This window comes from Aureimonas sp. AU4 (assembly GCF_001463765.1).
Lineage (GTDB): Bacteria > Pseudomonadota > Alphaproteobacteria > Rhizobiales > Rhizobiaceae > Aureimonas.
This window is the reverse complement of record NZ_BBWK01000071.1, coordinates 18,724-38,448: the sequence shown is the minus strand read 5'-3', so window position 1 is coordinate 38,448 and position 19,725 is coordinate 18,724. Positions and strand designations below refer to the sequence as shown.

Sequence of the window (19,725 nt, the reverse complement as noted above, 5' to 3'; positions counted from 1 at the left end):
CGATGCTGAAAGTCACCGACGTCGACCTGTTTTACGGTGCCGCGCAGGCGCTGCGCGGCGTGTCGCTGGAGGCCAAGGCCGGCGAGATCACCTGCGTCCTCGGGCGAAACGGCGTCGGCAAGACGAGCCTGATGCGCGCGGTGGTCGGCCAGCAGCCCGTGCGGCGCGGTCGGATCGCGTTGGAGGGGCGCGACCTCGGCGGCACCGCGCCCTACCGGCGCGCGCGCCTGGGGCTGGGCTTCGTGCCGCAGGGGCGCGAGGTGTTTCCGCTTCTCACCGTGCGCGAGAACCTCGAGACCGGCTACGCGCCGTTGAAGCGCTCCGAGCGCTCGGTGCCGCCGCATGTCTTCGAGCTCTTCCCGATCCTCCAATCGATGCTCGGACGGCGCGGCGGCGACCTGTCGGGCGGCCAGCAGCAGCAGCTCGCCATCGGCCGGGCGCTCGTGACGCGCCCCAAGCTTCTCGTGCTCGACGAGCCGACGGAGGGCATCCAGCCCTCGATCATCAAGGATATCGGCCGCGCCATCCGCTTCCTGCGGGGGGAGGGGATCGCGGTGCTCCTGGTCGAGCAGTATCTCGACTTCTGCCGCGAACTGGCCGACCGGGTCTATGTGATGGATCGCGGCCAGATCGTCTTTTCGGGCGTCGGCGCCGATCTCGACGACCCGGCCGTACGGGCGCACCTCACCGTCTGACGGCCCTCAACCGCCGACCGCGTAGTAGCGCCCGGCGATGCGTTCGCGCTCGATGCCGACGATCTCCTCGGCGAGCGCGGTGACGGTCAGGCCGAGTTCGGCCCCCTTCGCCCAGGCGATGCGCACGCGCGTGCGCCGCGCCTCCACCTCTTCGTAGAGAAACAGGTTTTCCGGCAGCATCGTCTCGACCGGTGCGAAGGCGCGGATGCGCGCGCCCGTCTCGGAGCGCTCCACCACGGCGCAGTCGCACAGGAACTGGCCGCCTTCCGTCAAGAGCTTGCCCGGCCGCAGCCGCGTGGAGCGCCGGGGCTCCTGACGTCGCTCGAAGATCACGCCCCGGGTCCTTTCGCTGACGCATGGCCACCTCGGCCATAGCGCGGAACGTGGCCGGGCGGCAAACCGGGACGTGGCCTTCACCAACCGGAAACCATGTTGAAAGGGAGCGCGCGGGCGTCTCCGCAAAAGCACGGTTTCCTTAACGCGCCGGGCCGACCATCGCGGGCGATCGCACAGTCGAACCCTCGCTCCCGGAGTTGACGACGCCCATGACCCTTGCTGTTTCAGACGACGACCTGCCGCCCGCGCCCGCCTTCTGGCGCCCCCGTACCGAGAACTGGTCAGGCGCCGACTGGGTCGTGGGCACGCTGTCCGTGATCCTCGCCATGGGCTCGCTCGGCTTCTTCACCGTGTCCTACGTCATCTCGGTGCGCTCGCCCGGCTACTTCCAGGAGGCGGCGCTCGCCTCCATGCCGCCCAAGCTCGACCCGACGCTGACGGGCTCGGTGGACACGGCCGGCGCCATGCCGGCGCAGACCGTGGTGCGCGTGCGCCAGCCGGTGCCGAGCGACTACCAGATCGTGATGGTGTTCGAGGGCGAGGCGCTGCTCGCCACGCGCGACGAGCTGGTTCGCGTGCGCGTCGGCACCGTCGTGCCGGGCCTGGGCGAGATCCTCTCCATCGAGGGAACCTCGACGGGCGGCACCGTCAAGGCCGCGGAGGCGACGCTGACCAGCGCCGCCACGGCCTCGAAATAGCGCTCAGGCCTTCTTGTTCTCCAGAAGGACCTGACCTTCACGCTGGATCTTGCCGGTGAGCTTGCCGGCGAGCGAGGCGAGGAAGCCTGGCAGGTCGAGCTCGACATGGACGTGGTCGTCCAGGATGTCGAGCCGCCCGACGATGGACTGGCCCATCATGCGGGCCCGGAAGTCGAGGTGATCGCCGGTCCAGTGGTCCTCGAACTTCAGCATGCCGCCGGTCGCGTCCGAGCGGATGCGGCCGAACCCCTCGTCGATTCGCTGGCGCGCCGCCTCGCGCGTCAGCTTGTGGGGAATGTCGATCCGCACGGTCTCGGCCATCGGGCTCGGGTCCTTTTCTCGAGTGTCGGCCGCGATATGGCGAGCCGGCCCAAGGATCGCAACCGCCGAACGCCCGCCGACCCGTCCGGAACGAAAAAGGGCGCCCCGTGGGCGCCCTCTCGTTTCGTATCAGCTGCTGGCCTGTCGCGACCGACCGCCGCCGCCATTGCCGCCGCGCCGCGCGCCGCCCGGGCGACCGCCGCCGCGATGCTCCTCGCGGGCGGGTGCGCCGGAGCCGCCGCCGGCCGGCTTGCCGCGACGCTCGCCGGGCTTGCCGCCGCGTGGGCTGTGCCGCGCACCCTCGGAGCGCCCGCCGCCGTTGCCGCCGGGACGCCCGCCGCGTCCCTGACGGGGACCGCGCGGCTCGCGAGCCGGCTCGTCGGCAAAGCCCGACGCGTCGGTGAACTCGGTGGTCTGCACGTCGAAGCGCAGGCCCGTGAGCTTCTCGACCTGGCGCAGCTTCGGCTTCTCGGACGGGTCGCACAGCGTCATGGCGACGCCGGACTTGCCGGCGCGCGCCGTGCGGCCGATGCGGTGGACATAGCTTTCCGGCTCTTCCGGCAGGTCGAAGTTCACGACATGGGTGATGTCGTCGACATGGATGCCGCGCGCCACGATGTCGGTGGCGACCAGCACCCGCAGCTTGCCGGAATGGAACTCGCCGAGCGCCTTCTGGCGCGCGCCCTGGGACTTGTTGCCGTGGATGGCGAGCGCCTCGATGCCGGCCTTGCCGAGATCTTCCGACAAACGGTTCGCGCCGTGCTTGGTGCGGGTGAAGATCACCGTCTTGTCGAAGCCCGGCAGGTGCTTGATCAGCCAGTGCTTCTTGGCCTTCTGCGGGACCAGGAAGACGCTCTGCTCGATCTTCTCGACCGTCACGACCTCGGGCGTCACCTCGACGCGCACGGGATCCTTGAGGATCTTGGCCGCGAGCGAGGCGATGTTCTGCGGCATGGTGGCCGAGAACAGGAGCGACTGGCGCTTCTCCGGCACCATCTTCACGATGCGGTTGATGTCGCGGATGAAGCCCATGTCGAGCATCCGGTCCGCCTCGTCGAGCACGAGGTGCTTGACGTCGGCGAGCGTCAGCGCGCGCTGCTCGATGAGATCGAGGAGACGGCCCGGCGTCGCGATCACGATGTCGACGCCGCGCTTGGCGCTCTCGATCTGCGGACGGATCGACACGCCGCCGAACACCGTCATGTGGCGGATCGGGGTGCCGGCGGTGAAGCCCTTCACGTTCTCGGCGATCTGCAGCGCGAGCTCGCGCGTGGGCGCCAGAACCAGGACGCGCGCCGAGCCGGACTTCGGGCGCTGGGGGTTCTCGAGAAGCTGGTGGAGGATGGGAAGCGAGAAGGCGGCGGTCTTGCCGGTGCCGGTCTGCGCGATGCCGAGAACGTCGCGGCCCGTCATGACGGGCTTGATGGCCTGGGCCTGGATCGGGGTCGGAATGCTGATGTCCATCGCGGACAGGGCGGCGAGAAGCGCGTCGGCAAGGCCGAGCGCCTGGAAAGTCGTCTGGGTCAAGGAGAACCTTGTGAACGGAACGGGCGTGGGAGCGCCCGAGGCGGCCGCGACGTCCTTGCGCGGGACGCCACCGGCACGGGCCGCGGCCGGACAAGGAAGTCCGGCGGGCGCTCGTCAGATCTCCGGCAAAGGTGCGGGACAAAAAGCGGGCGCAGCGCAGTCGCGGCGTGACCCCCCTTGTATGGGCGTTCTTGTGCGGTGCGTCAAGGCGAGGCGGGCCAGTACCCGCCTCCACCCTTGCGCTGAGGTCATGGCTGAATGTTGGGCGCGGGCGGAGGCTCGGGCTGGGGGGCAGGGGGAACCGCGACGTTGTCGTCGGTGCCCACCGGCTGCGGGCTGACGGTGCCGTCGGCGGAGGCGACGCGCCACACCGTTCCCCCCGCGTCGTCCGCCACGAGCAGCGCGCCCGTGCCGTCGATCCCCACGCCCACGGGGCGCCCGTGCGCCTTGTCGCCCTCGATGAAGCCGGTCACGAAGTCCTGCGTCTTGCCCGAGGGCTTGCCGTTCCCAAACGGCACGAAGGCGACCTTGTAGCCGTTGAAGGCCGTGCGGTTCCAGGAGCCGTGCTCGCCGATGAAGGCGCCGTTGCGAAACGCCTGGGGCAGCGCCGAGCCGTTGCCGAAGGTGAGGCCGAGGGCCGCCACATGGCTCGACAGCGCGTAGTCGGGCGCGATCGCCTTTTCGGCCATGTCGGGCCGGGGCGGGTGAACGCGGGCGTCCACATGGTTGCCGTAGTAGCTCCACGGCCAGCCGTAGAAGGCGCCTTCCTGCACCGAGGTCATGTAGTCGGGCACGAGGTTGGGGCCGAGCTCGTCGCGCTCGTTGGCGACCGCCCAGAGCATGCCGGTCTCGGGATGGAAGGTGAGGCCGTTCGGGTTGCGCAGGCCCGTGGCGTAGAGCTTCGAGGCGCCGGTCTGACGGTCGATCTGCCAGATCGCGGCGCGGTCCTTCTCGGCCTCGAGCCCGTTCTCAGTGATGTTGGAGTTGGAGCCGACCGAGGCGTAGAGGAAGCGCTTGTCGGGGCTGAGCGCGAGATCCTTGGTCCAGTGGTGGTTGATCGGGCCGCCCGGCAACTCGGTGACGACGCGCGGGGCCGTCGTGATCGCCTCGGTGGAGCCCAGCTTGTAGGGATAGGCCAGCACGGCGTCGGTCGCCGCGACGTAGAGCGTGTCGTCCGCCCAGGCGACGCCGAAGGGCGAGGCGAGCCCGGTCAGGATGTCGTGCCGCTCGTCCACCACGCCGTCGCGGTTGGTGTCGCGCAGAAGCGTGATGAGGTTGCTGGGCTTGCCCGAGCCCCCGCCACTGCCGTGCGCGATCGCCATGATCCAGCCGCGAATCGCGTCCTTGGGCCGGGTCAGCGGCTCGGTGTTCGGGCCGGTGGACTGGATCACCAGCACGTCGCCGTTGGGCAGGGTGTGGACCGTGCGCGGGTTGGCGAGATCCTTGGCATAGGCCGTGATCTTCAGGCCGTCCGGCACGGTGGGCGTCTGGTTGTCGCCCCAGCCGATCACCTCGGCGACCTTCAGGTCGGGAACGAGCTTCGGGTTCGGGTCGGGCAGCACGGGGTTGGGCCCGATCTGGGAGGAGACGTCGAAGTCGCTCCCGGAATCGCTGCAGCCGCCAAGGGCCATCAGAAGCGCGGAGGCACCGAGCAGCAGGAGGGAACGGGTCTTACGCATAGCGGCTCACTCCCGGACGAAGGGTGCCCGGCCGGTCGAAGACCGGCACGATCATAAGAACGACGACCGTGAGGGCGGAGAGCGCCAGGCCCCAGGGCACCACCGCCGTCCAGCCGTCGCCGGCGTGAACGAAGCTGTTCAGGACGGCGAGCAGCATCGCCACGAGGCCGAGGATCACGGGTATCCAGCGGACGGGCTCGCGGCCGCGCCGGCGCATGAAGCGGCCGACCACGGCGAACAGGATCGCGAGGCCCCCGAACACGAGGCCGGCGAACAGCAGCCAGGCCGAGAAGTTCTGCCACAGGATGTTGCCGCCCGACCGCCAGTAGGCGACGTCCGTGAACAGCGCCAGCGTGAAGCACACGGCCGGGAAGGGCGTGAACAGCGAGTGGAGCGGACGACCCCGCCGCACCGGATACAGAGGGCTGTCGTCGTCGACCGACGGATAGGCGGCTGCCATGGGCGCAACTCCTGCTGTCCGATCCGAAAGGCGGACTGATCAAGGGAACGTGTAGCGCCGCTTCAGGCTTGCAAGACGCTCCGCCGCCCGGCCGCACGTCTTCTCCGGTTCCAGCCAAAGAGAAAGGGCGCGAAACCGTCCGGTTTCGCGCCCTCGCGTTCGTCTGTCGCTGCGGGCCTTGCCGCGTCAGGCGACCTTGCGGCTCTTCTCGAAGCGCTTGCGCTCGTTGGAGTCGAGATAGAGCTTGCGCAGACGGATGGTCTTCGGCGTCACCTCGACCAGCTCGTCGTCCTGGATCCAGGAGAGCGCCCGGTCGAGCGTCATGCGGATCGGAGGCGTGAGCTTCACGGCCTCGTCCTTGCCCGACGCGCGCATGTTGGTCAGCTTCTTGCCCTTGAGGACGTTCACCTCGAGGTCGTTGTCGCGGCTGTGGATGCCGATGATCATGCCCGCATAGACCTTCACGCCGGGATCGATGATCATCGGCCCGCGGTCTTCCAGGTTGAACATGGCGTAGGCCACCGACTCGCCGTCCTCCATCGAAATGAGGACGCCGTTGGTGCGGCCCGCCAGCTGTCCCTTGAACGGCTGGTAGGAGTGGAACAGGCGGTTCATGATCGCCGTGCCGCGCGTGTCGGTGAGGAGCTCCGACTGGTAGCCGATCAGGCCGCGCGTCGGGGCGTGGAAGACGAGGCGCTGGCGACCGCCGCCCGACGGGCGCAGCTCGACCATCTCGCCCTTGCGCTCGCTCATCTTCTGCACGACGACGCCCGAGTGCTCCTCGTCGACGTCGATCACGACCTCCTCGATGGGCTCCAGCGTGTTGCCCTCGTCATCCTTCGTCATCACAACGCGCGGGCGCGAGACGCCGATCTCGAAGCCCTCGCGGCGCATGGTCTCGATGAGCACGGCAAGCTGCAGTTCGCCGCGGCCCGAGACGTAATAGGAGTCCTTGTCCTCGGACTCCTCGATCTTCAGCGCGACGTTGCCCTCGGCCTCCTTCAGGAGACGGTCGCGGATCACGCGGCTCGTCACCTTGTCGCCCTCGGTGCCCGCGAGCGGGCTATCGTTGACGATGAAGCTCATGGTGACGGTGGGCGGGTCGATCGGCTGCGCCTTGAGGGGCTCGCTCACGGCCGGGTCGCAGAACGTGTCGGCGACCGTGCCCTTCTGGAGGCCGGCGATGGCGACGATGTCGCCCGCTTCCGCGTAGTCGATCGGCGTGCGCTCCAGGCCCCGGAAGGCGAGGATCTTGCTGATGCGCCCGGTCTCGAGCTGCTGGCCGTCGGCGTTCAGCACCTTGACCGTCTGGTTCGGGCGCACCGAACCCGACTGGATGCGGCCGGTGATGAGGCGGCCGAGGAAGGGGTTCGCCTCGAGGATCGTGCCGATCATCTTGAAGGGCTCGTCCTTGCTGGCCGTGTCGGGCTCGGGAACGTGCTTCAGGATGAGGTCGAACAGCGGCTCCAGGCCCTTGTCCTGCGGGCCGTCCGGCGCTTCGGCCATCCAGCCGCCACGACCCGAGCCGTAGAGAACCGGAAAGTCGAGCTGCTCCTCGGTCGCGTCGAGGTTCACGAACAGGTCGAAGATCTCGTTGAGCACCTCCTGGTGGCGCTCGTCGGGACGGTCGATCTTGTTGATCGCGACGATGGGCTTGAGGCCGACCTTGAGCGCCTTGCCGAGCACGAACTTGGTCTGCGGCATCGGCCCTTCCGAGGCGTCGACGAGGATCACCGCGCCGTCCACCATGTTGAGGATGCGCTCCACCTCGCCGCCGAAGTCGGCGTGGCCGGGGGTGTCGACGATGTTGATGCGCGTGTCCTTCCACTCCACCGAGGTGGCCTTGGCGAGGATCGTGATGCCGCGCTCCTTTTCCAGGTCGTTGGAGTCCATCGCACGCTCCTCGGTGCGCTGGTTCTCGCGGAACGAGCCGGACTGCGCGAGCAGCTTGTCGACGAGGGTCGTCTTGCCATGGTCGACGTGCGCGATGATCGCGATGTTGCGGAGCTTCATGTCGTGTCACCGGAAGAGGAGGGAACGCAAAGGAAGGCACGCCCCGATCCAACGGGACGGCCTTCGATGGCATGCGGTCGTTCGCGCGCTATAGCGCAAGTTCCGCCGATGGGAAAGGCTCCAGCGCCCTCAGGCCGCCAGGCCCCGCTTGCGCATGAGCGCGTCGGGGTCCGGCGCGCGGCCCCGGAAACGCTCGTAGAGAAGCGCGGGATCGTCGGAGTTGCCGGCCGCGTAGACGTTGCGGCGCAGGCGCTCGGCCGTGTCTTGGTCGAACACGTCGCCGGTCTCCTCGAAGGCCTCGAAGGCGTCGGCGTCGAGCACCTCCGACCACATGTAGCTGTAGTAGCCCGAGGAATAGCCGTCGCCCGAGAAGATATGGGCGAAGTGCGGCGAGCGGTGGCGCATGACGATCTCGGCGGGCATGCCGATCTGCGCCAGGATCTCGCGCTCGCGTTCCATCGGGTCGGCCGGGGCCTCGCCGTCCGTGTGGAGAAGAAGGTCGACCAGCGCCGACGAGGTGAACTCCACCGTGTCGAAGCCGGCGTCGAAGGTCCGTGCGGCGTGGAGCTTGTCGGCCAGCGCCTGCGGCAGCGGCTCGCCGGTCTCGGCGTGGCGCGCGTGTGCGGCCAGGACGTCCGGCGTCATCAGCCAGTGCTCGTAGAGCTGGGAAGGCAGCTCCACGAAGTCGCGGCTGACGGCGGTCCCGGCGAGCGAGGGGTAGGTGACGTCCGACAGGAGGCCGTGCAGGGCGTGGCCGAACTCGTGGAAGAGCGTTCGCGCGTCGTCCACCGAGAGCAGCGCGGGCTGGCCCCTGGCGGGCTTGGCGAAGTTGCAGACGTTGTAGATCACCGGCCGTTCGCCGCCGTCGATGCCGCTCTGGGAGCGCAGCGCGCTCATCCAGGCGCCCGAGCGCTTGGAGGCACGGGCGAAATAATCGCCGAGGAAGGTGCCGCGCTCGGTGCCGTCCGGGTCGAGGACGCGCCAGGCGCGCACGTCCGGGTGCCAGGCCTGCGGATCGGGGATCGGCTCGAAGCGAAGGCCGAAGAGGCGGCCCGCCACGTCGAAGGCGGCCTCGATCATCGGCTCCAGCTGGAAGTAGCTCTTCAGCGCCGTCTCGTCGATCGCGAACTCGGCGCGTCGCCGCGCTTCCGCCCGGAAGCGCCAGTCCGCCGGGGCGAAGGGCGCGTTGTCGCCGTCCTCGCGCGCAAAGCGCGACAGGACGGCGGCGTCGGCCACGGCCCGCTCGCGCGCCCGCTCCCAGACCCGCGTGAGTAGCGCGCGCACGGCGTCCGGCGTCTTGGCCATCGTGTCGTCGAGCTTGTAGCTCGCGAAGTTCGGGTAGCCGAGAAAGCGCGCCTTCTCGGCGCGCAGCTGAAGGATCTCGGCGATCACGGGGCGGTTGTCGTGCGCGCCCTCGTTCTCGCCGCGCCGCGTCCAGGCGGCGAAGACCTCCGCGCGCAGCTCGCGCCTCGGGCTGTAGGTCAGGAAGGGCACGACGATCGAGCGCGACAACGTGACGACGTGGCCGGACAGGCCACGCTCGGTGGCCGCATCCTCCATGGCCGATACGAGGAAGGCCGGCAGGCCCACCATCTCGTCGGCCGTGACGGCGCGCGCATAGGCGCGCTCGTCGGCCAGAACGTTCTGCGAGAAGCGCGTGCCGAGCTCGGCAAGGCGCGCGTTGAGGTCGGCGAAGCGCTCGCGCGCCGCCCCTTCCAGCCGCGCGCCAGAGCGCAGGAAGCCGCGATGGAGCTTCTCCAGAAGCCGCAGCGCCTGCGGCTCGAGGTCGAGACCATGCCGATCCTCGTGAAGCGCGTCGATCCGTGCGAAGAGGCGCGGGTCGAGCGAGATCGCCGAGCCGTGGCGCGACAGGAGAGGGGAGACCTCGCGCTCCACGGCCTGCAGATCGTCGTTCGTATGGGCGCCCGACAGCGTGAAGAAGGCGGAGGCGACGTCGCCGAGAAGCCGGCCGGCGCGCTCCAGGGCGATGACTGTGTTCTCGAAGGTCGGCTCGGCCGGATCGGCGGTGATCGCGTCGATCTCGGCGCGGTGCTCCGCCATCGCCTCGGTAAAGGCCGGTCGGAAATCGGCCGGCGAAATCTCTGCGAAGCGCGGGAGGCGCGCCGGACCCGAGGGGGCGAACAGCTCGTTCCAAGATTGTATTTTCTTTGGATTCACGACAAACCTCGTTCCCTCGCTCTCGCTTCGGTGAGCGAACATGCGTTAAAGCTGGCACGCGATCGAATGGGAGCCGACCCCGCGCCATGACCGATGCCGTCCCCGGCATGGGTCACCGGATTTGGAACCCGATATCATTTCGGCCCTTTGAAGGGCCACGGTGTTTTAGGCGTGGAGCGTACGTGGCAGAACATTCGACCGGGAACATGTTCGGGTTCCTGCTGACCGACACGTCCCGTCTCTTTCGGCAGTTCTTCGAGCGCACCGTGCAGGAAAACGGCCTCGGCCTGACGCCCGGCGAGATCCGCACGCTCGGCTTCACGATCCGCTTCCGCGGATCGCGCCAGGCGGTGCTGGCCGAGCGCATGGGCGTCGAGCCGATGACGCTCTCGGCCTATCTCGACCGCCTGGAGGCGCGCGGCCTGATCGTTCGCACGGTGGATGCCGCCGACCGGCGCGCCAAGCTGATCGAGCCGACCGAGGAAGCGGCTCGCGTGATGCGCGAGCTCGACCCCCTGTTCGTCGATATCTACCGCCGCGCCACGCGCGGCATGAGCGACGACGAGGTTTCGCTCATGTCCGAGGCTCTGCAGAAGCTGCGCTCCAACCTGACCACCGAGCCGCCGATCAGCACGGCCAACGACTTCGGCATGGTGCCTCCGCCGGGCTCGGCCAGCGCCCTGGAGAAGGGCGCCGACTGAGCGCCTGCCTATTCGGCCGCCTCGCGACGCGTTTCGCCCAGCGAGGCCATCGCCCCGGCGGCGATCTCGAACGAGCGCAGCCGCGCCGCGTGATCGTGGATCTGGCCGGTCAGGATGACCTCGTCCGGCCGGTAGCGCGACACGAGCGCGGCCAATCCCTCGCGAACCTCCGTCGGATCGCCCGTCACCGAAACGCGCAGGGCTTCGTCGACCATGGCTCTGGCGCCAGCCGGCAGCACGGCATCGACGTCGTCGACCGCGCGCGGCAGCGGGCCGGGATGGCCGGTGCGCAGGTTCGCGAAGGCCTGTTCCATCGACGAGCGCAGGCGCACGGCCTCGCGATGGGTGTCCGCCGCGAACACGTTCGCCGCCAGCATGAAATAGGGCTCGGGCCAGCGCTCCGAGGGCCGGAAGGTCTGGCGGTAGACCTCCACTGCGTCGTCGAGGGCGCCGGGCGCGAAGTGCGAGGCGAAGGCGTAGGGCAGGCCGAGATGGGCCGCGAGCTGCGCTCCGTAGAGCGACGAGCCGAGGATCCAGACCGGCACGCGCGTGCCTTCGCCGGGCACCGCGCGCAGGCGCTGCTGGGGCGCCGCCGGCTCGAAGTAGCTCATGAGCTCGACGACGTCGGCGGGGAAGTTGTCGGAGTTCTCGAGGCTGCGGCGCAGCGCGCGCGCGGTCATCATGTCGGTGCCGGGCGCGCGCCCGAGGCCGAGGTCGATGCGATCGGGGTGGAGCGTCGCCAGCGTGCCGAAGGCCTCGGCGATCACGAGCGGGGCGTGGTTCGGCAGCATGATGCCGCCCGAGCCCACGCGGATGCGGCTGGTGCCGGCCACGACATGGGCGATCACCACCGGCGTCGCGGCCGAGGCGATGCCGGTCATGTTGTGGTGCTCGGCCAGCCAGTAGCGATTGTAGCCGAGCGCCTCGGCGTGGCGCGCGAGGTCCAGCGTGTTGCGAAGTGCGTCGGCGGCCGTGGACCCCTCGGGGATCGGCGACAGGTCGAGGACGGAATAGGGAATCATAAGGCAGCCCTTTCGATCGTCCTTCCCACATGGGAGCGGGCCGGCCCGGTTTGAAGGGCGGATCGTCCCTCAATCCTCGAACGGAGCGATCTCCCCGAAGGCGCGCGCGATCTCGCCCGGCCGCGTCAGCCAGATCTCGTCGCGCCGCGCGGCGATCTCGTGCAGCGCCTCGCGCAAGGGGCGCAGGCGGTGCGGCTGGCCGACGAGATAGGGATGGAGCGCGATGCTCATGACGAGCGGCGCCCGGCGCGAGGCCGCCAGCATCTCGTGGAACTGATCGCTCACCATGCGCGCGAAGTCCGGCCCCGATACGAGGCGGGTCGTGACCGCGGGAATGTCGTTGATCTCGTGGCTGTAGGGCACGGACAGGATGGGCTTGCCGCCGCGCGTCCGCATCCAGACGGGCTGGTCGTCGTGCATCCAGTCGAGAAGGTAGCCGTAGCCCTCCTCCGCCAGAAGGTCGGGCGTCGTCGCGCTTTCCGAGATCCAGGGGCCGAGCCAGCCGGCGGGGAGCGACCCCTCGTGCCGGCGGTAGAGGTCGCTCGCCTCGCGGATCAGCGCGCGCTCCGCCGCCTCGCCGAGCGTGCCCTGCCGCTCGGCATTGGTTCGGCCGTGGCCGACGATCTCGTCGCCGCGCGCGCGAAAGGCCTCGGCAAGCCCCGGACAGTCGCGGTAGGCGGCGGAGTTGAGGAGGACGGCGAGCGGCAGCTCCAGCTCGTCGGCGAGATCGCGCAGGCGCCAGACCCCGACGCGGTTGCCCCATTCGCGCCAGCTGGCGTTGAGGACGTCGGGCTCGCCGCCCTTGGGCGCGAGCTGCGCCCCGTCGCCCTCGCCGAAGGAGAAGCACTCGACGTTGAGCGCGACGTAGACCGCAAGGCGCTTGCCGTCCGGCCAGTCGAAGACCGGCCGGTCGGGCAGGGCGCTGTAGGGAAAGCGCCCGTGCGAGCGGGTCGGGTGGGCGGCGTCGGTCATCGCGGCGAGGGTCCGGAACGAGGAAGGGGAGCGGCGAAAATGTCGCCGCTCCCCTTCACGTCAATCGAGACGCGCCAGCCGCGGCACCTGGCGAGCGTTCGCGCCTGGCTAGCGCCCGCGCTTGGCGAGCGTGCGCAGGCGCAGGGCGTTGAGCTTGATGAAGCCGGCCGCGTCCTTCTGGTCGTAGGCGCCCTGGTCGTCCTCGAAGGTGACGAGCTTGTCGGAGTAGAGGGACTTCGGCGAGGAGCGGCCGGTCACCATCACGTTGCCCTTGTAGAGCTTCAGCGTGACCTCGCCCTCGACATGCTCCTGGCTCCGGTCGATCAGCGCCTGGAGCATCTCGCGCTCCGGCGAGAACCAGAAGCCGAAATAGATGAGCTCGGCATAGCGCGGCATCAGCTCGTCCTTGAGGTGCGCCGCGCCGCGATCCAGCGTGATGCTCTCGATCGCGCGGTGCGCGGCGAGCAGGATCGTGCCGCCCGGGGTCTCGTAGACGCCGCGCGACTTCATGCCGACGAAGCGGTTCTCGACGAGATCGAGGCGGCCGATGCCGTTGTCGCGTCCGTACTCGTTGAGCTTGGCCAGAAGGGTCGCCGGCGAGAGGCGCTCCCCGTTGATCGACACCGCGTCGCCGCGCTCGAAGCCGACCGTGATCGTGGTCGCCTTGTCGGGCGCGTCCTCGGGCGAGATCGTGCGCATGTGGACGTATTCGGGCGCGGGCACGCTCGGGTCCTCCAGCACCTTTCCCTCGGACGACGAATGCAGCAAGTTCGCGTCCACCGAGAAGGGCGCCTCGCCCTGCTTGTCCTTGGCGACCGGGATCTGGTTCTTCTCGGCGAAGTCGAGCAGGTCGGTGCGCGACTTGAAGCTCCAGTCGCGCCAGGGCGCGATGATCTTGATGTCGGGGTTCAGCGCGTAGGCCGAGAGCTCGAAGCGGACCTGGTCGTTGCCCTTGCCGGTGGCGCCGTGGGCGATCGCGTCGGCGCCGGTCCTTTTGGCGATCTCGATGAGGTGCTTGGAGATCAGCGGGCGGGCGATCGAGGTGCCGAGCAGATAGACGCCCTCGTAGACCGCGTTGGCGCGGAACATCGGAAACACGAAGTCGCGCACGAACTCCTCGCGCACATCCTCGATGAAGATCTCTTTGATGCCCAGCATCTCGGCCTTGCGGCGCGCGGGCTCGAGCTCCTCGCCCTGGCCAAGATCGGCCGTGAAGGTGACGACCTCCGCGCCGAGCTCGGTCTGGAGCCACTTCAGGATGATCGAGGTGTCGAGGCCGCCGGAATAGGCGAGGACGACCTTCTTGACGTCGCGCGGCAGGGCCATGGGTGCTTGCGATCCGGTCTGATGGGTTGATGACGCATTGCGTCATAGACCCAATCCGCGCGCAGGCAAGCGGCGTCGAGGCGAAAGTCGCCGCGCGCCGGCCCCTTAGGGCGGCGGCGCGCGGCGGAACCGGCTACTTGTTGGTGCGGGCGTGGACGTTCGGCATGACGCCGCCGTTGGCGTTGGTGCCGTTGTCGACGTCGCCCTCGAAGGTCGATGCGCCCTCGATATCCTCCGGGTCGGCGCCGGCCGCGGTCATGCCGCGCGACATGCCGATGCCCGGATTGCGCTCGAGATCGTCGGTGGGCTTGATGGCGCCGGGCGAGCCGGCCGCAAGATGCTTGCTCATGGAACGTGTCCCTGTTCGAGGTTCGAGGGGCCAATGCGCGGCGTCGCCGATCGGTTGCGCGGCACGGCCATCCTGTCGCAACCCTTGCCGCCGCCGGGCCTGCCGCGTTACGCAAGGGGACAACTCCCGCCCGAGGCTCGCCCTGCCATGGATTTCCTGCCCGACGCCCCCGCGATCCTCGCCTTCACGGTGGCGGCGGTGATCCTGACGATCACGCCGGGGCCGGACATGACGCTGTTTCTCGGCCGCACGCTGTCGCACGGGCGGGCGGCGGGCTTTGCCGCCTATGCCGGCGCCTGCACGGGCTCGCTCATCCACACGACGCTCGCAGCTCTCGGCCTGTCGGCGCTGCTGCATGCCTCGCCGGACGCCTTTCTCGCACTGAAGCTCGCGGGCGCGATCTATCTCGTCTGGCTCGCGATCGGCGCGATCCGGCACGGGTCGAGCTTTTCGGTCGAGCGCACGCAGGCCGCACCCATGCCGATGCGGCGCCACTGGATGACGGGGATCGGCATCAACCTCCTCAACCCGAAGATCATCCTGTTCTTCGTGACCTTCCTGCCGCAGTTCGTGGCGGCCGGCGACCCGCACGCCGCCGCGAAGCTCTTCTTCTTCGGCGTCTACTTCCTGGTCGTCGCGACGCCGATCACGATCGCGCTGATCCTGGCGGCGGACCGCATCGCGGCCGTTCTGAAGCGGCAGCCGCGCGTGATGCGGATGATCGACTACGTGTTTGCCAGCGTCTTCTCGGGCTTTGCCGCCCACATCCTTCTCTCGCGCGCCTGACATCCGATGGGCTGGCTCGGCTGGGCCCTCCTGTCGGCGAGCTTCGCGGCGCTCACCGCGATCTTCGGCAAGCTCGGCGTCGCCGGCATCCCGTCGGACTACGCGACCTTCCTGCGAACGATCGTCATCCTCGCCTTCGCGGGCGCGATCGTCGCGGCTACCGGCCAATGGCGCCCGCCCGGTTCGCTGCCGGGCCGCACGCTTCTGTTCCTGGGGCTCTCGGGCTTGGCGACGGGCGCGTCGTGGCTCTGCTACTACCGCGCCCTGCAGATCGGGCAGGCGGCCCAGGTGGCTCCGGTCGACAAGCTCTCGGTCGTCCTTGTCGCCCTGTTCGGCGTCCTGTTCCTGTCGGAGCGCCTCAGCGCGGCGAACTGGGCGGGCGTCGCCCTGATCGCGGCGGGCGCCGTGCTCGTCGCCTGGCGCTGACGGCTCAGGCGTAGGCGTAGGGCCCGCCGCGCTCGACCGCCCGGCGGTAGGCGGGGCGCGCATGGATGCGCGCCAGGAAGTCCGGGATGTGCGCTCGCAAGCCGACGCCGACACGCGACACGGCCGCCTCCACCGGAAAGCTCATCATGATGTCGGCCGCCGTGAACTCGGGTCCGGCGAACCAGCCGCTCTCGGCCAGCGAGGCGTCCCAGTAGTCGAAGTGCCGCTCAAGGCGTGGTTTCGTCAGGCGCTGGTCGACCGCCGCCATCGCCGCCCGCAGGACGGGTCGCACGAGGACCGGCGCGCCCTCCGGAATGCGCGAGAGCACGAGCTTCAGGAAGAGCGGGGGCATGGCCGAGCCTTCCGCGTAATGCAGGAAGTGCTGGTAGCGCCAGCCGTCCGGCGATCCGTCGGCCGGTACGAGCCGTCCGCGCCCGTGGGTCTGAAGGATGTAGGTGACGATCGCGCCTGTCTCGGCCAGCACCAGCCCGCCTTCCTCCAGCACGGGGGAGGTGCCGAGCGGATGGACGGCGCGAAGTTCGGGCGGGGCCGTCAGGTCGGGCCGGCGCTCGTAGCGCTTCACCTCGTAGGGCAGGCCCAGCTCCTCCAGGAGCCAGAGGACGCGCTGCGAGCGCGAGTTCTCGAGATGATGGATCGTCAGCATGGGCGCCAAGCTATGGCGCCACGCAGGCGCGGCGAGGGGCGCTCAAGCCTTGCCGGCCGCCCGTGCCAGCGCTTCGGCCATGCGGTCCTGCCAACCGGGACCCTCTTCCTGGAACCACTCGATCACGGCGGAATCGACGCGCAGGGTCACCTGCTCGCGCCGTCCCGGCACGGCAGGCGCCTCCTTCGCGCGCTCGGGCTTGGCGGTGGCTGCCTTGAACGCTGCCTCGGCGGCGTCGCGCGGGTTGGTGGGGCGCCGGGTCATGGCCGATCCTTCCGGGTTCGAACGGGTGCGCGAGGTGGTAGCGGGCGCCCCCTCGCTCCCGCAAGGGCGCCGCTCATTATTCTCGAAACCCCCGGGAACCGTATGCGGGCCTGAATGTTGTGGCCGGCACAGGGACATTTCGACACACGGACGTCACACAATGCGCAAGATGCTTCTTTCCGCGGCCGCCTTCGCCCTCATCGCCGGCGCCGCGCAGGCGCAGACCACGGTCGTCACGACGCAGCAGAAGCCGAGCGAGGGCGAGCAGGCCGCCGGCACGCTGGCGGGCACGGGCACGGGCGCCGTCGCCGGCGCGCTGGTCGGCGGTCCGGTGGGTGCCGTCGTCGGCGGCGTCGCCGGCACGGTGATCGGCGGCGCGGCGGCCAGCGCGCCCGAGGAGGTCCGCACCTACGTCACCCAGAACCCAACGACGCCGGTCGTCGTCCAGGGCGACATCGCGGACGGCTACACCGTTCCCGACACCGTCACGCTGACCCCGGTTCCGAGCGATCCGGAATACGCCTACTTCTACGCGGGCGACAACCGTCCGGTGATCGTCAGCAAGTCGAACCGCAAGGTCGTCTACATCGTCAAGGAATAGTCCCGCCGCATCTGCGACGCGACTGCCGCCCCGGCCTGCCATGTCAGGTCGGGGCGGCTTCGTTTCGAGACATCGCGCGGCGGCGCCACAGTCCCGCGCCGTGCCCGGCGACCAGCCAGTAGACGAGGCCGAAGGCAAGGCCCGCGACCACCAGCGCGGTCTCGACGCTGCTGGGCGCGCCGGCCGTCATTCGTCCCGCGACGACGCCGCCCAAGGCACCCAGGCCCGCATGAAGAAGCAGCGAGCGCCAGCCCGCGATCTCGCTCGCGACCATGAACAGGCCCCAGGGCACGAGCGCCGCCGTTCCGACCTGCGCGCATTGCGTCATGAAGCCGACCGTCAGCTGCGCGATCACGAACGGATCGCCCAGCGAGCCGGGTGGTAGGTCGAGGAAGGGCCAGAGCAGGGCGAAGCCCGCCGCGAAGCAGGCCGCCACGAAGCCGAGCGGAATCAGGAACAGAAAGCGGAAGACGGTGCGCATCGGCTGCGAGAGTAGGGCCGCGACCCTTCCTCGGCCAGCCGCCGCTTCACTCTGCGACGGCCGCTGCCAGCGCCAGTCGGTCGCCCTTCTTCATGCGCTCGGATTCCGACTTTAGCTGGCCGCAGGCCGCGAAGATGTCGCGGCCGCGCGGCGTGCGGATCGGCGAGGCATAGCCGGCCTGGTTCACGAGGTCGGCGAAGCGCTCGATCTGGTCCCAGTCCGAGCACTCGTAGGAACTGCCCGGCCAAGGGTTGAACGGGATCAGGTTGATCTTGGCCGGAATGCCGCGCAGGAGCTTTACGAGCTGGCGCGCGTCGTCGAGCGAGTCGTTGACACCCTTCAGCATCACGTATTCGAAGGTGATGCGACGCGCGTTGGACAGGCCGGGATAGTTGCGGCAGGCATCCATCAGCTCGGCGATGGGATACTTCTTGTTGATCGGCACCAGCACGTCGCGAAGCGCGTCGGTCACCGCATGGAGCGAGATGGCGAGCATGACGCCCATCTCCTCGCCTGTGCGCCCGATCATCGGCACGACGCCCGAGGTGGACAGCGTGATGCGGCGCTTCGAGAGGGCGAGGCCGTCGCCGTCCGACATCACCGCGATCGCCTCGGCGACGTTGTCGTAGTTGTAGAGAGGCTCGCCCATGCCCATCATCACGACGTTCGACACGAGGCGCCCCTCCGAGGGCACGATCGCGCCTTGCGGCGTCGCGGCGTCCGGGAAGTCGCCGAGCCGCTCGCGCGCCGTCAACAGCTGTCCGACGATCTCGCCCGGCTCGAGGTTGCGCACGAGGCGCTGCGTGCCGGTGTGGCAGAAGGTGCAGGTCAGCGTGCAGCCCACCTGCGAGGAGACGCAGAGCGTGCCGCGCCCTTCCTCGGGGATGTAGACGGTCTCGATCTCGACGGGGCGCCCCGCGCCGCGCGCGGGAAAGCGGAACAGCCACTTGCGCGTGCCGTCCACCGAGATCTGCTCCTCGACGATCTCGGGCCGCTCGATCTCGAAATGCTCGGCGAGCAGCGCGCGCAGGTCCTTGGACACGTTGCGCATCTCGGAGAAGTCCTTGACGCCGCGCACGTAGAGCCAGTGCCAGAGCTGCTGGACGCGCATCTTGGCTTGGGCGGTCGGCACGCCCGCCTCGACCAGCGCCGCGGCCATCGCCTCGCGCGACAGGCCGAGCAGCGACCGGCGCGCGCCGGCCTGAGGGGCGAGGGGCGGGCGGGGGGAAAGGGCGGCGTGGTCGATCGCGGCGCTCATCGGGATGACCTTCGGGCGGGCGGCGCGAGGGCTCGCGCGGCATGAAAACGTCGGAAAAGGCTCAAGGATCGCTGACACATGAGCCCAAAGCCCCGAAATCGCAAGCGCCGCGCATGAAAAAGGGCGCCGGTGGGTTTCCACCGACGCCCCCTTCGGCCTCTGCGGCCGCGCTTTACTTGCAGGCGGCGATCGATTTCAGCGCCGCCGACACGCCTGCCAGCGAATAGGTGTAGTTGGTGGCCGTGCCGCGCTGCGAGGTCGCGTCCACCTTCATCGCCTTGCCCGCCTTGAGGGCGGAGACGAGCTGCGGCTCCTCGGCGGCGTTCTCCATCCACGCGCTCTCGCCGCGCGTAAACATGTTGAACTTCTTGCCGTCGATGTCGACCACGACCTTGGAGCCCTCGCGCAAGGGGTAGCCCATCACGACCTGCGGCTCGTAGGACGAGCGCGCGCCCGGCTTCTGCGAGACGAGGAAGAAGATGTCGCCGTGGTCCACCGAGGCGGGCTGCATGGTCTTGGGCGTCGTCAGGACGTAGCAGACCTTCGCGCCGTTCTGGTCGTAGGAGTAGCTGCCCCAGTCGTTGAACTGGCTCATGCGGGTGGGCGTCTGCGCCGCTCCCGCCGAGGCGCCGGACAGGGCGAGCATCGCAACCGCCATCATGAGGACCTGTTTCATGGGAGCTCGTCTCCTCCAGCTCGTGCGTCGATCGGGATCGTGCCCGCTCGCGCGACAAGGCGCGAACGCGGCGGGAATTCCGCCCGAAGCTTGGCCGAACAGCCCTTAAACCAGGGTAAACGGATCGGAAATTCGACGTCTCGAATGCAATCGGCCGTGGGGCGGTCGGGTTTCGAGGCGCATCGGCACCGGTCTCGTCGCCTGGGGCGGAGCCACGCAGAACCCAACAGCCTTGCCCGGACGGACAAGCGCGAGGAAGCGGAGGAATGGGGCGCGAGTGGGGCGGGGCGGG

Annotated in this window: 22 protein-coding genes; 6 read left to right on the top strand and 16 right to left on the bottom strand. The window is 69.3% G+C overall.

All coding sequences use genetic code 11. The annotated features are described in order from the left end of the window. Positions 1 to 2: 2 nt before the first annotated feature. Positions 3 to 695 (top strand): urea ABC transporter ATP-binding subunit UrtE, encoded by a 693-nt coding sequence (gene urtE / locus AUL35_RS18635; RefSeq protein ID WP_062017633.1) that lies wholly within the window; start codon positions 3 to 5, stop codon positions 693 to 695. 6 nt (positions 696 to 701) lie between these two features. On the opposite strand, the gene AUL35_RS18630 is transcribed toward urtE, so the two are convergent. Next, on the bottom strand, positions 702 to 1,028 hold the full coding sequence (locus tag AUL35_RS18630; RefSeq protein ID WP_062017632.1) for a hypothetical protein: 327 nt from the start codon (positions 1,026 to 1,028) through the stop codon (positions 702 to 704). Between the two features lie 212 nt (positions 1,029 to 1,240). Between AUL35_RS18630 and AUL35_RS18625 the strand changes: the two genes are divergently transcribed. Continuing rightward, complete coding sequence (locus tag AUL35_RS18625) at positions 1,241 to 1,729, top strand: hypothetical protein (protein WP_062017630.1); 489 nt, start codon at positions 1,241 to 1,243, stop codon at positions 1,727 to 1,729. Between the two features lie 3 nt (positions 1,730 to 1,732). Here the strand turns inward: AUL35_RS18625 and AUL35_RS18620 are convergent, their stop codons facing one another. The 6 genes from AUL35_RS18620 to AUL35_RS18595 form a co-directional block, all read right to left on the bottom strand. Further along, entirely contained in the window at positions 1,733 to 2,050 is a 318-nt protein-coding gene (locus AUL35_RS18620) for a polyhydroxyalkanoic acid system family protein (RefSeq protein ID WP_062017628.1), read from the bottom strand. Between the two features lie 129 nt (positions 2,051 to 2,179). Further along, positions 2,180 to 3,577 carry a DEAD/DEAH box helicase gene (locus tag AUL35_RS23095; RefSeq protein WP_082666449.1) on the bottom strand — a complete coding sequence of 466 codons (1,398 nt, stop codon included), beginning with the start codon at positions 3,575 to 3,577 and terminating at the stop codon, positions 2,180 to 2,182. 248 nt (positions 3,578 to 3,825) lie between these two features. Next, positions 3,826 to 5,256 (bottom strand): sorbosone dehydrogenase family protein, encoded by a 1,431-nt coding sequence (locus AUL35_RS18610; protein WP_082666448.1) that lies wholly within the window; start codon positions 5,254 to 5,256, stop codon positions 3,826 to 3,828. Further along, the gene (locus AUL35_RS18605; protein ID WP_062017626.1) at positions 5,249 to 5,716 is read right to left on the bottom strand and encodes a DUF2231 domain-containing protein; all 468 of its coding nucleotides are present in this window, start codon (positions 5,714 to 5,716) and stop codon (positions 5,249 to 5,251) included. The genes AUL35_RS18610 and AUL35_RS18605 overlap by 8 nt, the downstream gene beginning before the upstream one ends. A 186-nt stretch (positions 5,717 to 5,902) precedes the next feature. Then, positions 5,903 to 7,729 carry a translational GTPase TypA gene (gene typA, locus AUL35_RS18600; RefSeq protein ID WP_062017625.1) on the bottom strand — a complete coding sequence of 609 codons (1,827 nt, stop codon included), beginning with the start codon at positions 7,727 to 7,729 and terminating at the stop codon, positions 5,903 to 5,905. Positions 7,730 to 7,858: 129 nt separating this feature from the next. After that, positions 7,859 to 9,949: a M3 family metallopeptidase gene (locus AUL35_RS18595; protein ID WP_082666447.1), complete on the bottom strand. Its 2,091-nt coding sequence runs from the start codon at positions 9,947 to 9,949 to the stop codon at positions 7,859 to 7,861. Positions 9,950 to 10,113: 164 nt separating this feature from the next. Between AUL35_RS18595 and AUL35_RS18590 the strand changes: the two genes are divergently transcribed. Further along, complete coding sequence (locus AUL35_RS18590; RefSeq protein WP_082666446.1) at positions 10,114 to 10,608, top strand: MarR family winged helix-turn-helix transcriptional regulator; 495 nt, start codon at positions 10,114 to 10,116, stop codon at positions 10,606 to 10,608. Positions 10,609 to 10,616: 8 nt separating this feature from the next. Here AUL35_RS18590 and AUL35_RS18585 read toward each other — a convergent pair whose 3' ends face one another. The 4 genes from AUL35_RS18585 to AUL35_RS18570 all read right to left on the bottom strand — a co-directional run bounded on the left by AUL35_RS18585 (position 10,617) and on the right by AUL35_RS18570 (position 14,277). Beyond that, positions 10,617 to 11,630: an LLM class flavin-dependent oxidoreductase gene (locus tag AUL35_RS18585; protein ID WP_062017619.1), complete on the bottom strand. Its 1,014-nt coding sequence runs from the start codon at positions 11,628 to 11,630 to the stop codon at positions 10,617 to 10,619. Between the two features lie 69 nt (positions 11,631 to 11,699). Then, the gene (locus tag AUL35_RS18580) at positions 11,700 to 12,602 is read right to left on the bottom strand and encodes a polysaccharide deacetylase family protein (protein WP_062017617.1); all 903 of its coding nucleotides are present in this window, start codon (positions 12,600 to 12,602) and stop codon (positions 11,700 to 11,702) included. A gap of 108 nt (positions 12,603 to 12,710) precedes the next feature. Next, on the bottom strand, positions 12,711 to 13,928 hold the full coding sequence (locus AUL35_RS18575) for an argininosuccinate synthase (protein WP_062017615.1): 1,218 nt from the start codon (positions 13,926 to 13,928) through the stop codon (positions 12,711 to 12,713). A gap of 133 nt (positions 13,929 to 14,061) precedes the next feature. After that, entirely contained in the window at positions 14,062 to 14,277 is a 216-nt protein-coding gene (locus tag AUL35_RS18570) for a hypothetical protein (protein ID WP_062017613.1), read from the bottom strand. Positions 14,278 to 14,424: 147 nt separating this feature from the next. Between AUL35_RS18570 and AUL35_RS18565 the strand changes: the two genes are divergently transcribed. Together AUL35_RS18565 and AUL35_RS18560 are read left to right on the top strand one after the other, a co-directional pair. Continuing rightward, entirely contained in the window at positions 14,425 to 15,063 is a 639-nt protein-coding gene (locus tag AUL35_RS18565) for a LysE family translocator (RefSeq protein WP_062017611.1), read from the top strand. Positions 15,064 to 15,069: 6 nt separating this feature from the next. Continuing rightward, complete coding sequence (locus tag AUL35_RS18560) at positions 15,070 to 15,489, top strand: EamA family transporter (protein ID WP_062017609.1); 420 nt, start codon at positions 15,070 to 15,072, stop codon at positions 15,487 to 15,489. Positions 15,490 to 15,493: 4 nt separating this feature from the next. Here AUL35_RS18560 and AUL35_RS18555 read toward each other — a convergent pair whose 3' ends face one another. Both AUL35_RS18555 and AUL35_RS18550 read right to left on the bottom strand, forming a co-directional pair. Next, on the bottom strand, positions 15,494 to 16,153 hold the full coding sequence (locus AUL35_RS18555) for a glutathione S-transferase family protein (protein WP_062017664.1): 660 nt from the start codon (positions 16,151 to 16,153) through the stop codon (positions 15,494 to 15,496). 42 nt (positions 16,154 to 16,195) lie between these two features. Then, the gene (locus AUL35_RS18550) at positions 16,196 to 16,417 is read right to left on the bottom strand and encodes a BrnA antitoxin family protein (RefSeq protein ID WP_062017607.1); all 222 of its coding nucleotides are present in this window, start codon (positions 16,415 to 16,417) and stop codon (positions 16,196 to 16,198) included. A 160-nt stretch (positions 16,418 to 16,577) separates the two neighbouring features. Between AUL35_RS18550 and AUL35_RS23090 the strand changes: the two genes are divergently transcribed. Beyond that, the gene (locus AUL35_RS23090) at positions 16,578 to 17,018 is read left to right on the top strand and encodes a DUF1236 domain-containing protein (protein WP_062017605.1); all 441 of its coding nucleotides are present in this window, start codon (positions 16,578 to 16,580) and stop codon (positions 17,016 to 17,018) included. A 43-nt stretch (positions 17,019 to 17,061) separates the two neighbouring features. Here the strand turns inward: AUL35_RS23090 and AUL35_RS18540 are convergent, their stop codons facing one another. The 3 genes from AUL35_RS18540 to AUL35_RS18530 all read right to left on the bottom strand — a co-directional run bounded on the left by AUL35_RS18540 (position 17,062) and on the right by AUL35_RS18530 (position 19,418). Beyond that, entirely contained in the window at positions 17,062 to 17,499 is a 438-nt protein-coding gene (locus tag AUL35_RS18540; protein WP_062017603.1) for a hypothetical protein, read from the bottom strand. A 46-nt stretch (positions 17,500 to 17,545) separates the two neighbouring features. Further along, positions 17,546 to 18,757 (bottom strand): 23S rRNA (adenine(2503)-C(2))-methyltransferase RlmN, encoded by a 1,212-nt coding sequence (rlmN, locus tag AUL35_RS18535; RefSeq protein WP_062017602.1) that lies wholly within the window; start codon positions 18,755 to 18,757, stop codon positions 17,546 to 17,548. A gap of 172 nt (positions 18,758 to 18,929) precedes the next feature. Next, positions 18,930 to 19,418 carry an invasion associated locus B family protein gene (locus tag AUL35_RS18530; RefSeq protein WP_374754503.1) on the bottom strand — a complete coding sequence of 163 codons (489 nt, stop codon included), beginning with the start codon at positions 19,416 to 19,418 and terminating at the stop codon, positions 18,930 to 18,932. Between the last annotated feature and the right edge of the window lie 307 nt (positions 19,419 to 19,725).

Excerpts from the sequence above, each read along its gene's own strand:
- urtE (WP_062017633.1), top strand. The coding sequence starts at position 3 with ATGCTGAAAGTCACCGACGTCGACCTGTTTTACGGTGCCGCGCAGGCG.
- AUL35_RS18625 (WP_062017630.1), top strand. The coding sequence starts at position 1,241 with ATGACCCTTGCTGTTTCAGACGACGACCTGCCGCCCGCGCCCGCCTTC.
- AUL35_RS18620 (WP_062017628.1), bottom strand. The coding sequence starts at position 2,050 with ATGGCCGAGACCGTGCGGATCGACATTCCCCACAAGCTGACGCGCGAG.
- AUL35_RS18610 (WP_082666448.1), bottom strand. The coding sequence starts at position 5,256 with ATGCGTAAGACCCGTTCCCTCCTGCTGCTCGGTGCCTCCGCGCTTCTG.
- AUL35_RS18605 (WP_062017626.1), bottom strand. The coding sequence starts at position 5,716 with ATGGCAGCCGCCTATCCGTCGGTCGACGACGACAGCCCTCTGTATCCG.
- typA (WP_062017625.1), bottom strand. The coding sequence starts at position 7,729 with ATGAAGCTCCGCAACATCGCGATCATCGCGCACGTCGACCATGGCAAG.
- AUL35_RS18595 (WP_082666447.1), bottom strand. The coding sequence starts at position 9,949 with ATGTTCGCTCACCGAAGCGAGAGCGAGGGAACGAGGTTTGTCGTGAAT.
- AUL35_RS18590 (WP_082666446.1), top strand. The coding sequence starts at position 10,114 with ATGTTCGGGTTCCTGCTGACCGACACGTCCCGTCTCTTTCGGCAGTTC.
- AUL35_RS18585 (WP_062017619.1), bottom strand. The coding sequence starts at position 11,630 with ATGATTCCCTATTCCGTCCTCGACCTGTCGCCGATCCCCGAGGGGTCC.
- AUL35_RS18580 (WP_062017617.1), bottom strand. The coding sequence starts at position 12,602 with ATGACCGACGCCGCCCACCCGACCCGCTCGCACGGGCGCTTTCCCTAC.
- AUL35_RS18575 (WP_062017615.1), bottom strand. The coding sequence starts at position 13,928 with ATGGCCCTGCCGCGCGACGTCAAGAAGGTCGTCCTCGCCTATTCCGGC.
- AUL35_RS18570 (WP_062017613.1), bottom strand. The coding sequence starts at position 14,277 with ATGAGCAAGCATCTTGCGGCCGGCTCGCCCGGCGCCATCAAGCCCACC.
- AUL35_RS18565 (WP_062017611.1), top strand. The coding sequence starts at position 14,425 with ATGGATTTCCTGCCCGACGCCCCCGCGATCCTCGCCTTCACGGTGGCG.
- AUL35_RS18560 (WP_062017609.1), top strand. The coding sequence starts at position 15,070 with ATGGGCTGGCTCGGCTGGGCCCTCCTGTCGGCGAGCTTCGCGGCGCTC.
- AUL35_RS18555 (WP_062017664.1), bottom strand. The coding sequence starts at position 16,153 with ATGCTGACGATCCATCATCTCGAGAACTCGCGCTCGCAGCGCGTCCTC.
- AUL35_RS18550 (WP_062017607.1), bottom strand. The coding sequence starts at position 16,417 with ATGACCCGGCGCCCCACCAACCCGCGCGACGCCGCCGAGGCAGCGTTC.
- AUL35_RS23090 (WP_062017605.1), top strand. The coding sequence starts at position 16,578 with ATGCGCAAGATGCTTCTTTCCGCGGCCGCCTTCGCCCTCATCGCCGGC.
- AUL35_RS18540 (WP_062017603.1), bottom strand. The coding sequence starts at position 17,499 with ATGCGCACCGTCTTCCGCTTTCTGTTCCTGATTCCGCTCGGCTTCGTG.
- rlmN (WP_062017602.1), bottom strand. The coding sequence starts at position 18,757 with ATGAGCGCCGCGATCGACCACGCCGCCCTTTCCCCCCGCCCGCCCCTC.
- AUL35_RS18530 (WP_374754503.1), bottom strand. The coding sequence starts at position 19,418 with ATGATGGCGGTTGCGATGCTCGCCCTGTCCGGCGCCTCGGCGGGAGCG.